The following is a 12,173-nucleotide window of genomic DNA, read 5'->3' on the forward strand; positions in this document are numbered from 1 at the left end:
ACGGACCCCCCCCCCGGATCGGTGGGGTGCCGATCCCACGGCCCAGACTGTGTGCCCCGTGGGCCTGAATCTGGGAATCGTCGGACTGCCGAACGTGGGTAAGTCGACTCTGTTCAACGCGCTGACACGCAACGACGTGCTGGCCGCCAACACCGAGGCCGCCGTGACGGGGTCACGGCGGGACGCCGCGGTGCTCGTGCTGTTCTCCGGGCCGCGGGACGGTGCGCGCGGCACCCTGCCCGACGACGCCGATCTGCTGGTCACCGTCCGGGCCGCGACACTGCGTCATCACGCCGGGCAGGCCGCGTTCCCCGGCGGCGCCGCCGATCCCGATGACCGCGGCCCGGTGCACACCGCGCTGCGCGAAGCCACCGAGGAGACCGGGATCGACGCCGGCCGGGTGCAGCCACTCGCCGTGCTGGACAAGATGTTCATCCCGCCGTCGGGCTTCCACGTCGTGCCGGTGCTGGCGTACTCGCCGGATCCGGGACCGGTCGCGGTCGTCGACCCGTCGGAGACGGCCCTGGTCGCGCGCGTCCCGGTGCGCGCCTTCATCAATCCCGAGAACCGGATCACGGTGTACCGCAAGGAGAACACCCGCCGCTCGGCCGGCCCGGCGTTCCTGCTCAACCAGATGATGGTGTGGGGGTTCACCGGGCAGGTCATCGCCGCGATGCTGGACGTCGCGGGTTGGGCGGTGCCGTGGGAAAGCGACAACGTGTACGAACTCGACGCCGCAATGGCGCTCCTCGACGCCCAGGGCAGTTACGGTGATGCGCAACGATGAACCCGTCACAGTGGCTTGATATCGGCATCCTGGTGTTGGCTTTCATCGCCGCCGTATCCGGCTGGCGATCGGGCGCGCCGGGCTCCCTGCTGGCCCTGGTCGGGGTGGCCCTCGGCGCCGCGGCGGGAATCCTGCTGGCACCGCACGTCGTCGACCACATCAGCGGTCCGCGCACCAAGCTGTTCGTCACCCTGTTCCTGATCCTGGCGCTGGTGGTGATCGGCGAGATCGCGGGGGTGGTGCTCGGCAGAGCCGTGCGCGGCGCCATCCGCAGTCCGGGGCTGCGCATCGCCGACTCGGTCGTCGGGGTCGGGCTGCAGCTGGTGCTCGTGCTGACGGCGGCGTGGCTGCTGGGCACCGCGCTGGTGTCCTCGCCGCAGCCCAATCTGGCCGCCGCGGTGCAGGGTTCGAAGGTGATCGCCGAAGTCGACTCCGTCGCACCCGGCTGGCTGCGGTCGGTGCCCAACCGGCTCTCGGCGCTGTGGGAGACGGCCGGGCTGCACGACGTCCTGAAACCGTTCGGGCCGACGCCGGTCGCCGAGATCGACCCGCCCGACGCATCCCTGGCGACCTCTCCGGTGGTCAACACGACGCGGTCCAGCGTGGTCAAGGTCCGCGGCGTCGCGCAGAGCTGTCAGAAAGTGCTGGAAGGCACCGGTTTCGTCGTCGCCCCGAACCGGGTGATGTCCAACGCGCACGTGGTCGCCGGCTCCGACAGCGTCACCATCGAGGTCGACGGTCAGAGCTACGACGCGGGGGTGGTCTCCTACGACCCCGATGCCGACATCTCGATCCTCGACGTCCCCGACCTGCCGTCCACACCGCTGCAGTTCGTCGACGCGGAGGCCCAGCCAGGTACCGACGGCATCGTCATGGGCTACCCGGGCGGCGGCGACTTCACCGCGACGCCCGCGCGCGTGCGGGAGGTCATCGAGCTCAACGGCCCCGACATCTACCGCTCCACCACCGTCACCCGTGAGGTCTACACGATCAGAGGGACGGTGCGGCAAGGCAACTCGGGCGGGCCGATGATCAATCGGCAGGGCAAGGTGCTCGGGGTGGTGTTCGGGGCGGCCGTCGACGATGTCGACACCGGGTTCGTGCTCACCGCCGACGAGGTGGCCAGGCAGATGGCCAAGGTCGGCAACGTCGAACGCGTCCCGACCGGAACCTGCATCAGCGCGAGCTGACCCTCACCCGTACACCTGGTTCAGGAAACGCCGCAGCTGCTCGTTGACCGCCGCGGGCGTCTCCTCGTGGGCGAAGTGCCCGGCGCCGCCGATCGAGACGTACCGGCCGTGCGGCGCGTAGCGCTGCGTGCGCTGCACCGGGTCGGCCAACACGTACGGATCGGCGTCTCCCCGCAGGTGCAGCACGGGAACCCCGAGCGGCCGCTTCATCGACCGCATGAAGCGCCGGCCCTCACCGCGCAACTGGCTGCGCACCGCCCAGCGCTGGTACTCAAGGGCACAGTGCGCCGCCGACGGGATTCCGATGGCGCGGCGCAGATGTCCGACGGTCTCCGAGAAATCCTCGCTGGCCTGCCATTTCGCGCTGGATCGGCTGCGCACCAGCCGCTCGAGCTTGGCGCCGTCAGCACGGGTCAGTGCGCGTTCGGGCCACATCGGCACCTGGTACCGCAGCATCCACGGCAGCAGTGCCCGGCCCTGATCGCGCCGCCTCAGTGCCGAGGCGCGCAGCGCCGCCGGATGCGGAGAGCTGACCACCGCGATCGCCCGCACCACCCGGGGATGCAGCACCGAGGTGGCCCAGCAGACCAGTCCGCCGTCGGCGTGCCCCACCAATGTGGCGGTGTTGTGGCCCAGCGCGCGGACCAGGCCCGCGGTGTCCCCGGCCAGCGTCCACCCGTCATATCCGCGCGGCGGCTTGTCGCTGCCGCCGTACCCGCGCAGGTCCACGGCGACGACCCGGGCCCCGGTCAGGCCGGTCAGCTGGTGGCGCCACGACCACCAGAACGACCCGAAACCGTGCAGCAGGATGACCAGCGGACGGTCCGTGAGGGGTTGGGACCGATCGTCGGCCTCGTCCCGGCGCTGCGCTTCGACCACGTGGAAGCGGATCCCGTTGGCGTGCACATCCAGATGCCGCCACGGCCCGCCGATGCGCACCACCGACGGATCGGGTGGGCTCATTACCAGCCCGACGGGTCTTTTTGCGTCGCCGGATCACCGTTGGTCGCCGCGACGGCCCGTTTGTCCGGACCGGGCGTGAACGCCTCGGGAATCTCCTTGACCGTCTCGATGGTCTTCTGCGGCCCGCGGATCCGGCGCACCTTCAGATACCCGAACAAAGCGAGCAACCCGGTCAGCACGACCATGATGCCGAACACGATCAGATAGGCCGCCCACTTCCACAGCCAGTTGTCCAGCAGCTCGGCCAGGAAGAAGAAGAAAAAGAACGTCGAGTAGAACAACACGACCAGCGCCGCGATGAAGAAGACGCTGCCGGTCAGGCCCTTCTTGACGTCGCGGGTGATCTCCGCCTTGGCCAGCTCGACTTCGGCCCGCACCAGCGTCGACACCTGGGCCGTCGCATCCTTGACCAGGTCCCCGATCGACGGGTCGGGTTTCGGTGCGTGAGGGTCCACCAGCGGTATCGACGTCACGGTGTTCGGCACGCCGTTTCTGCGATCGCTCACGCCTGGCTTCCTTCCCGCCACTCTTCTCGGTCGCGTTCATGTTGCCACGTGGCGTCCCACTAAACGATTCCGGTCGAGGTTAGACTGCGCGAGTTGCGGATGTGACGGGTGGGACGAGTCTGGGTTTCGGATAGGGGAGTGACCTCTTGAACATGAGCGGCCGCTTCCCGTCGGCCTGCGCGGCGCTGCTGGCTCTGGCCTGCCTCCTGACGTTCGCGACGGCGCCCGCCCACGCAGCACCGCCCGTCCCCCTCGGGGGTGGCTCCGGGCTCGTCGTCAACGGCGAGGCGCTGTGCACGCTGACCGCGATCGGCACCGACAACCAGGGCAGCCTGATCGGGTTCACCTCCGCGCACTGCGGCGGCCCCGGCGCCGTCGTCGCGGCCGAGGCCGACCAGGGCGCCGGGCCGGTCGGCACGATGGTCGCGGGCAACGACATCCTCGACTACGCCGTCATCAAGTTCGACCCCGCCAAGGTCACGCCGGTCAACACGGTCAACGGTTTCCGCATCGACGGCCTGGGCCCCGACCCCAGATTCGGCGACGTGGCCTGCAAGCTCGGGCGCACCACCGGCTACTCGTGCGGGGTGACCTGGGGGCCGGGCGAGCAGCCGGGCACGATCGTCAACCAGGTGTGCGGCCAGCCCGGCGACTCCGGCGCGCCGGTCACCGTGAACAACCGCCTGGTCGGCATGATCCACGGCGCGTTCTCCGAGGACCTGCCGACCTGCGTGATCAAGTTCATCCCGCTGCACACCCCGGCGGTGACCATGTCGTTCAACACGCAGCTGGCCGACATCACCGCCAAGGGCAGGCCCGGCAGCGGCTTCACCCCGATCGGGGCCTGACCGTTACTTGCTGGCCCGGATCGCCTCGAAGACGCTGGGGTCCACCAGTGTCGAGGTGTCGCCGAGCTCGCGGCCCTCGGCCACGTCGCGCAGCAGCCGACGCATGATCTTGCCGCTGCGGGTCTTCGGCAGCTCCGGCACCACGTGGATCTCGCGCGGCTTGGCGATCGGCGAGATCTCGCGCGCCACCTCGGCGCGCAGCTCGTCGACCATGTTCTCCTCACCGCCGTGGGCACTGGACTTGAGGATCACGAACGCGCAGATCGCCTGGCCGGTGTGCTCGTCGGCGGCGCCGACGACCGCGGCCTCGGCCACCCCGGAGTGCCCGACGAGCGCGGACTCCACCTCGGCCGTCGAGATCCGGTGCCCGGAGATGTTCATGACGTCGTCGATGCGGCCCAGCACCCAGATCTCGCCGTCGCTGCCGTACCGGGCGCCGTCGCCGGCGAAGTACCAGCCCTGCTCGGCGAACCGGGACCAGTAGGTTTCCTTGAACCGTTCCGGGTCGCCCCAGATGCCGCGCAGCATCGCCGGCCACGGCTTGTCCAGCACGAGGTAACCGGTGACGTGCTCGCCGTGGTCGGGTGAGGGCTCGAGTTCGTTGCCGTCGTCGTCGACGATCTTCGCCGAGATGCCGGGCAGCGCGCGCATCGCCGAGCCGGGCTTGCACGCCGTCACCCCGGGCAGCGGGGAGATCATGATCGCGCCGGTCTCGGTCTGCCACCAGGTGTCCACGATCGGGGTCTTGTCGCCGCCGAACGCCATCCGGTACCAGCGCCACGCCTCGGGGTTGATCGGCTCGCCGACCGAACCGAGCAGCCGCAAACTCGACAGGTCGTGCTCGGCGGGCAGCTGACGGCCCCACTTCATGAACGTGCGGACCAGCGTCGGAGCGGTGTAATAGATTGTGACACCGTACTTTTCGATCACCTGGTAGTGCCGGTGCTCGTCGGGGGAGGCCGGGGTGCCCTCGTAGACCACCTGGGTCGCGCCGTTGGACAACGGCCCGTACACGATGTAGGTGTGCCCGGTGACCCAGCCGATGTCGGCGGTGCACCAGTAGACGTCGGACTCGGGTTTGATGTCGAACACGTAGTGGTGCGTGTAGGAGGCCTGGGTCAGGTAACCACCCGAGGTGTGCATGATGCCCTTGGGCTTGCCGGTGGTGCCCGAGGTGTACAGCAGGAACAGCGGATGCTCGGAGTCGAACGCCTCGGGGGTGTGCTCGGTCGACGCCTTCGGCACCACCTCGTCCCACCAGAGGTCGCGGCCCTCGGTCCACGGGGTGTCGATGCCGGTGCGGCGGACCACCACGACATGCTCGACCGGGCTGTCATCGCCGAGGCCGGCGATGGCCTCGTCGACGCCGGTCTTCAGCGAGACCGCCGACCCGCGGCGGAACTGGCCGTCGGTGGTGACGACCAGCTTGGCCTGCGCGTCGTCGATGCGCGCCTTGAGTGCCGAAGCCGAGAAGCCGGCGAACACCACGCTGTGCATGGCGCCCAGCCGCGCGCACGCGAGCATCGCGACGATCGCCTCGGGGACCATCGGCATGTAGATGGCCACCCGGTCCCCGGACCGCAGGCCGAGTTCGGCGAACGCGTTGGCGGCCCGGCACACCTCGTCCTTGAGTTGCGCGTAGGTGATGTCGCGCGCGTCGCCGACGGGCTCGCCCTCCCAGTGGATGGCCACCCGGTCACCGTTGCCGGCCTCGACGTGCCGGTCGACGCAGTTGTAGGCCACGTTGAGCTTGCCGCCGACGAACCACTTGGCGAACGGCGCGTCGGACCAGTCGAGCACCTCGGTGAACGGTGTCTCCCAGCTCAGCCGCTGCGCCTGCTTCGCCCAGAACGCCAGCCGATCGGCGTCGGCCTCGTCATAGAGAGCCTCGGTGGCGTTGGCGTGCGCGGCGAATTCGGGGGCCGGCGGGTAGGACGCGACGGCGTCCGCATGCGTCTCGGTCATGATTGTGAGGGTAGTCACCCAAGGTTGCATGAGGGTTGGCAACGCACATCTGAGGCTGTGGGCGGCGCCTTCCCCGCGACGAACGTCACGACGGGCGCGTCCACTGGTCGACTACCGTGTCCGGGCGTGAACTCTGGTGCCCTCCGATGAGCCCGACCGCCGGGGACCCGCTGGCGCCGCTGACGACGCTACCCGGGGTCGCGCAGGCCGGCGAGGAGGCCAGGGAAGCCCTCGGCAGGGCCCACCGGCACCGCGCCAACCTGCGCGGCTGGCCGAAGAACGCGGCCGAGGCGGCCCTGCGCGCGGCGCGGGCGTCGTCGGTGCTCGACGGTGGGCCCCTGCAGTTCTCGCCGGACGGGGAGCGTGATCCGGTACTCGCCGGGGCGCTGCGCGTCGCCGAGGCGCTCGAGGGCGGCGAGGGAGCCGTGGTGGGGGTGTGGCGGCGCGCGCCGTTGCAGGCCATCGCGAGGCTGCACGCGCTCGCCGCAGCCGACCTGGTGGACGACGACGCGCTGGGCCGTCCGCGCGAAGGCGCCGGGCGCCGACTGGAGCTGCTGGCCGATCTCGCCACCGGTGCGACGCGGGTGCCGGCACCCGTGCTGGCCGCCGTCGCGCACGGGGAACTGCTGACGCTGGAACCGTTCGGAACCGCCGACGGCGTCGTCGCGCGTGCGGTGTCGCGACTCATCACGATCGCCAGTGGCCTGGACCCGCACGGTCTCGGCGTGCCGGAGGTGCACTGGATGCGGCGGTCCGGCGACTACCGGGCCGCGGCGCGCGGATTCGCATCGGGGAAGCCGGACGGCCTGGCGGCATGGCTGGTGCTCAGCAGCGAAGCTCTGCACGCCGGCGCCAGGGAGGCGCTGTCGATCGCGCAGGCCGCGTCGTCGTGATTCGCGGCCCGGCCGGCAACGCCAAGCGGGCGGCGCGCCGATCGGTCCTGCGACCGAATCGGCTCACCGCCCGCTAACACGGGTCTCCGGTTACCAAGCGTGCCGTGTGGGTTGCGTGGGTGGCCTCGGCGTCCTTGCGATTCGCTTCGGCTGCTGCCCCACCCAAAGGGCTGTCGTGGCCGTCCGATTTTCGCAATTACGCAGGCCCGCAACACTTTTACCTATTCCGCGGTATGTGCTCCGCGTGGGTTCCGGGACCCGTGCCGGGGAGCCGAGATCGGGAGATCGAGCCTTCTCTTCCGGCTCGGCCCTGGCCTCACCCGGCTTCCGTGGTTCCTTTGTACTACGTGACCACAGTCACATCAAGTGGTAATTGCGGTGCGAGCCCGGATCGTTACGCCGGCGCGCCGGCAACCGGGCGGTCTGGCCGCAAGTGTCTTGTGTCAGAACGCAAATCGGCGCAGCAGCGAATATGTCAGGGCCCCCGCGGCCAGCGCGCTCACCCCGACCGCAGCGGTGGTCGCGACGGCGGCGCCGGACGGTGCCGGGAACCGGTCGCGCAGCGACACCGGCTTGGAGAACGCGCGGACCGGCCACCCGCGCGCAACCGCCTCTTTGCGCAGCGCGCGGTCGGGGTTCACCACGGTCGGATGCCCGACCAGTTCCAGCATCGGCAGATCGGTGATCGAGTCTGAGTAGGCGTAGCAATGCTCGAGCGCGTAACCCTCTTGCTCGGCCAGGGCGCGGATGGCCTCGACCTTGCCCTCGCCGTAGCAGTAGAACGCGATGTCGCCGGTGTACTTGCCATCTTCGACGACCATCCGCGTGGCCATCGCATGAGTGGCGCCCAGCGCACGGGCTATCGGCGCCACGATCTCCTCGCCCGAGGCCGACACGACCACGACGTCGCGACCGCACAACTTGTGATCGGCGATCAGTTCGGCGGCCTCAGCGAACACCAGGGGGTCGACGATCTCGTGCAGTGTCTCGCCGACGACCGCCTTCACCTGCTCGACATCCCAGCCGGCGCACATATTGGTGATGTAGGAGCGCATCCGGTCCATCTGCTCGTGGTCGGCGCCTGACATGAGGAACAGGAATTGCGCATAGGTCGACTTCAGCACGGTGCGCCGATTGATTAGCCCCTGACTGAAGAACGGTTTGCTGAAAGCCAAAGTGCTCGATTTCGCGATCACCGTTTTGTCGAGATCGAAGAAGGCCGCTGTGCGAACGGGAAGCTCCGATGCGGCCGGTGCCGTCGGTACCTGGCTACCCCCGGTCATCGGCTCAGGTGAGGTCACATCGTCAGCATAAGGGTGTGCTGTGTGACATTCCGCGCCGGATTGTACAAATTGGCAGTTCACGACAGCTGTCTGCGACTGCATCTTTCCTGGTCTCCGGCCGCGATGTTGCCATTTCGATACTTCGCCGGCCCTGTCTCGCGTGTGTATAGTTGTCATTACTCGGCTTATGCCGGGTGTGCATCAGCCCGACCCCCCGGGGCTGATACACGACGACCTCCGCCTCCTCCCCCCCTGGCGGGGGTCGTCCCTTTTGTGGGGGCTTTCGTAATGCGGATAGAAATCCGTTTCGATTAAAAGTAGCGGAACGCTGTTTTCGCTGCGCACGGGCGCGCTGCCCACCGGTTGTCCACAGTCTCGCGTTGATCCACAGATCGTTGCCAGAACCCTGGTGTGCGGTGCGGCGGCGGCCCAGGCTGGGGTTCATGACCGCCACCGAAGCGATCCTCGTCCTGGTCGATGACCCGGCGCTGGGTACCGACATCGACCGGGTCGTCGCCGCCGCGGGCCTCCACGTCGTGCGGGCCGCGGAGCCGTCCAGTCACCGGGTCTGGACCGGGGCGGCGGCGGTTCTCGTCGACGCGGCCGCTGCGCGCCGGTGTGCCGGACGGAGTCTGCCGCGACGTCCGAGAGTGCTGCTGATCAGCGGCGAAGCACCGGGGCCGGCCGATTGGGAAGCCGCCGTCGCGGTTGGCGCGCAACAGGTTGTGACGTTGCCCACAGGCGATCGCGAACTGATGGCCGTGCTCGCCGACGCCACGGACGCGGCCCGGCACACCGGCGCCCGGGGCCCGGTGGTGGCCGTGCTGGCCGGCCGTGGCGGGGCCGGCGCGTCCGTGTTCGCGACCGCACTGGCGAAGATCGCCGCGAAATCCCTGCTGATCGACGGCGATCCGTGGGGTGGCGGGCTCGATCTGGTGCTGGGCAGCGAGACCCAACCGGGGCTGCGTTGGCCCGATCTTTCGCTGGCGGGCGGGCGGGTCAGCTTCTCCGCCCTGCGCGACGCCCTGCCGAACCGCCATGGTGTGAGCGTCCTCTCCGGCAGCCGCGTGTTGTCTGGCGACGATCCCAGCAACGAGGTCGATCCCGCTCCGCTGGAAGCGGTGATCGATGCCGGCTCCCGAGCCGGGGTGACGGTGGTGTGCGACGTCGCCCGCCGGCCGGGACCGGCGAGCGACACGGCCGTGTCGTCCGCGGATTTGGTGGCGTTGGTCACTCCCGCCGACGTCCGCTCCTGCGCTGCCGCCGCGGCGACCGCGAAGTGGGTCGTGGCGGCCAACCCCAACGCCGGCGTCGTGGTACGCGGACCGTCCCCGGGCGGGCTGCGGCCGGTGGACGTGGCGCGCATCGTCGGTCTGCCGGTGCTCGCGTCGATGCGACCGCAGCCCGGCATCGAAACTTCGCTCGAGCGAGGTGGTTTGCGCGTACGCACCCGCTCGCCCCTGGCCCGCGCCGCGCGTGAGGTGTTGGCCGTGCTCGGGCAGAATCCGCACCTGGGCCCCGCCGGGGAGGCCGCCGCATGAACGCACCGCTGATCGACCGGGTGCGGGAACGCCTCGCCGCGCAGTCGTCGCCGCTACGGCCGAGCGTGGTGGCCGCGGCCATCCGCGCCGAGTCCGGTGGTGTCCTCGGCGACGCCGAGGTGTTGACGAATCTGCGCCAGTTGCAGACCGAACTCGTCGGCGCGGGCCTCCTCGAACCGTTGTTGTCCGCGCCGGGCGTCACCGACGTGCTCGTCACCGCACCCGATGCGGTCTGGGTGGACGACGGCACCGGTTTGCGACGCACCACGGTGCGTTTCGCTGACGACGCGGCGGTGCGCCGGCTCGCCCAGCGGCTGGCGTTGGCCGCCGGGCGACGGCTCGACGACGCCCAACCGTGGGTGGACGGCAACCTCACTGGGTTGAGCGTCGGCCGGCCCGACGGAGCGCTCAATGTCCGTCTGCATGCCGTACTGCCGCCGGTCGCCACCGGCGGAACCTGCCTGTCACTCCGGGTGCTCAGACCTGCCAACCAGAGCCTCGACGCGCTGACCGCGGCGGGCGCGATCGCGCCCGCCGCGTCCGGTCTGCTGCGCGGTGTCATTGATGCGCGGTTGGCGTTCGTGGTGTCCGGTGGCACCGGTGCGGGCAAAACCACGCTGCTCGCCGCGCTGCTCGCCGCGGTGCCCGACGACGAGCGCATCGTCTGTGTCGAGGATGCCGCCGAACTCGCACCGGCACACCCGCACCTGGTCAAGCTCGTCGCACGCTGCCCGAACGTCGAGGGCGCCGGGGAGGTGACCGTGCGGGATCTCGTCCGGCAGGCACTGCGGATGCGGCCCGACCGCATCGTGATCGGCGAGGTGCGCGGCGCCGAGGTGGTGGACCTGCTCACCGCGCTGAACACCGGACACGACGGCGGGGCCGGGACCGTGCACGCGAACAAACCCGACGAGGTGCCGGCCCGCTTCGAAGCCCTCGCCGCCCTCGGCGGTCTGGACCGCGCCGCGCTGCACAGTCAACTCTCCGCGGCGATCCAGGTGGTGCTGCACGTCGCCCGTGATCGGAGCGGCAGTCGCCGCCTCACCGAGATGGCGGTGCTGCAGCGCCACGACGACGGATTCGTGCGGGTGGCCACCGCGTGGCACTGCGACGCGGGTTTCGGCCCGGCGGCCGACGCGCTGCGCGAGTTGGTGCGGGGCAGGAGCGGGACATGACAGGCGCGGCGCTGGCCCTGGCCGCGGCGGTGCTCGTCGCGCCGGTCGACTCCCACCGGCGTGTCCGGTTGGCCCCGGCGACCGGCCGCAGCGCACCGCGCCTGCCGAGGTCGGCGTGCGCGGTGCTGATGTGTGCGGCGGTGTCGCTGCTGCTGACGCCCGCCGCCGCGCTGGCCCTGGGGCTGCTGACCGCGACGCTGCTCGCCCGGGGGCGGGCGGCCCGGCGGCGGCGGGATCGCGTCGCCGAAGCGGTGTCCCTGCAGGGCGCCCTCGACGTGCTCATCGGTGAACTGCGGGTCGGCGCCCATCCCGTGGCGGCGATGCGCGCCGCCGCGCAGGAGTGCACCGGAAACACGGCCGCGGCGCTCGGCGTGGTCGCGGCACGCGCAGAACTCGGGGCCGACGTCGCCGCAGGCCTGCGCGCCGAGGCCCGCCGGTCGTTGCTGCCGGGATACTGGGAACGGCTCGGCGTGTGTTGGAGCCTGGCCCAGGCGCAGGGGCTGGCGATCGCCACCTTGATGCAGGCCGCGCAGCGCGACGTCGTCGAGCGCGAGCGGTTCCGCGGACGCGTCGAGGCCGGGTTGGCCGGTGCGCGGGCCACCGCGGCGATCCTGGCCGGACTGCCGGTGCTCGGTGTGCTGCTCGGGCATGCGATCGGGGCCGACCCGCTGGGCTTCCTGCTGTCCGGCGGCGCGGGTGGATGGCTGCTCGTGATCGGGACGGCGTTCGTCTGCTGCGGCCTGCTCTGGTCTGACCGTATCGTGTCCGGGGTCTTGACATGATCTGGGCGGCAACGCTTCTGGCGGCAGCAGTGCTGATGCTGCCCAATGCCTCGGGGGCCAGGATGCGGCAGGGCCTGCGACCCGTCCCCGGATCGCGCGGCCGTCCGATGCCCGACGACGTTCTCGCGGTGGCCGCCGGCCTCGACGCGTCCGCGGAACCGCTCGCGCTCGACGACGTCGCGCTGCGCGGCCTGCATCAAGGTGGCGATCGCCAGCCCCTGCGCCTGGGCCAGGCTCCAA

Annotated in this window: 10 protein-coding genes and 2 pseudogenes; 8 read left to right on the forward strand and 4 right to left on the reverse strand. The window is 70.5% G+C overall.

Annotated features, from left to right (window positions below; genetic code table 11):
* Nucleotides 1-58 precede the first annotated feature (58 nt).
* Nucleotides 59-751, forward strand: a pseudogene (locus tag ASJ79_RS08885) (NUDIX domain-containing protein); the annotation flags it as partial.
* Between the two features lie 32 nt (nt 752-783).
* Entirely contained in the window at nt 784-1,977 is a 1,194-nt protein-coding gene (gene marP / locus ASJ79_RS08890) for an acid resistance serine protease MarP (RefSeq protein WP_067954346.1), read from the forward strand.
* A gap of 3 nt (nt 1,978-1,980) precedes the next feature.
* On the opposite strand, the gene ASJ79_RS08895 is transcribed toward marP, so the two are convergent.
* Complete coding sequence (locus ASJ79_RS08895; RefSeq protein WP_067954347.1) at nt 1,981-2,940, reverse strand: alpha/beta fold hydrolase; 960 nt, start codon at nt 2,938-2,940, stop codon at nt 1,981-1,983.
* Entirely contained in the window at nt 2,940-3,446 is a 507-nt protein-coding gene (locus tag ASJ79_RS08900) for a phage holin family protein (RefSeq protein WP_067954348.1), read from the reverse strand. Before ASJ79_RS08900 ends, ASJ79_RS08895 begins: the two co-directional genes overlap by 1 nt.
* A 152-nt stretch (nt 3,447-3,598) precedes the next feature.
* Here ASJ79_RS08900 and ASJ79_RS08905 point away from each other — a divergent pair, with 152 nt between their 5' ends.
* Nucleotides 3,599-4,294 carry a S1 family peptidase gene (locus ASJ79_RS08905; RefSeq protein ID WP_067954349.1) on the forward strand — a complete coding sequence of 232 codons (696 nt, stop codon included), beginning with the start codon at nt 3,599-3,601 and terminating at the stop codon, nt 4,292-4,294.
* Between the two features lie 3 nt (nt 4,295-4,297).
* On the opposite strand, the gene acs is transcribed toward ASJ79_RS08905, so the two are convergent.
* Nucleotides 4,298-6,259 (reverse strand): acetate--CoA ligase, encoded by a 1,962-nt coding sequence (gene acs, locus ASJ79_RS08910; protein WP_067954350.1) that lies wholly within the window; start codon nt 6,257-6,259, stop codon nt 4,298-4,300.
* Between the two features lie 146 nt (nt 6,260-6,405).
* On the opposite strand from acs, the gene ASJ79_RS08915 reads away from it, so the two are divergent.
* Complete coding sequence (locus ASJ79_RS08915) at nt 6,406-7,152, forward strand: oxidoreductase (RefSeq protein WP_067954351.1); 747 nt, start codon at nt 6,406-6,408, stop codon at nt 7,150-7,152.
* A gap of 443 nt (nt 7,153-7,595) precedes the next feature.
* Here the strand turns inward: ASJ79_RS08915 and ASJ79_RS08920 are convergent, their stop codons facing one another.
* Entirely contained in the window at nt 7,596-8,435 is an 840-nt protein-coding gene (locus ASJ79_RS08920) for an HAD-IB family hydrolase (RefSeq protein WP_067954352.1), read from the reverse strand.
* A 443-nt stretch (nt 8,436-8,878) separates the two neighbouring features.
* Between ASJ79_RS08920 and ssd the strand changes: the two genes are divergently transcribed.
* The 4 genes and pseudogenes from ssd to ASJ79_RS08940 form a co-directional block, all read left to right on the forward strand.
* A complete protein-coding gene (gene ssd, locus ASJ79_RS08925) occupies nt 8,879-9,976 on the forward strand; it encodes a septum site-determining protein Ssd (protein ID WP_067954356.1) in 1,098 nt (365 codons plus the stop codon).
* Nucleotides 9,973-11,151 carry a TadA family conjugal transfer-associated ATPase gene (locus tag ASJ79_RS08930; RefSeq protein WP_067954353.1) on the forward strand — a complete coding sequence of 393 codons (1,179 nt, stop codon included), beginning with the start codon at nt 9,973-9,975 and terminating at the stop codon, nt 11,149-11,151. The genes ssd and ASJ79_RS08930 overlap by 4 nt, the downstream gene beginning before the upstream one ends.
* On the forward strand, nt 11,148-11,933 hold the full coding sequence (locus ASJ79_RS08935) for a type II secretion system F family protein (RefSeq protein ID WP_067954354.1): 786 nt from the start codon (nt 11,148-11,150) through the stop codon (nt 11,931-11,933). Before ASJ79_RS08930 ends, ASJ79_RS08935 begins: the two co-directional genes overlap by 4 nt.
* Nucleotides 11,930-12,173, forward strand: a pseudogene (locus ASJ79_RS08940) (hypothetical protein); the annotation flags it as partial. The gene ASJ79_RS08935 and the pseudogene ASJ79_RS08940, both read left to right, overlap by 4 nt.

Source organism: Mycobacterium sp. NAZ190054 (genome assembly GCF_001545925.1).
Classification (GTDB): domain Bacteria; phylum Actinomycetota; class Actinomycetes; order Mycobacteriales; family Mycobacteriaceae; genus Mycobacterium.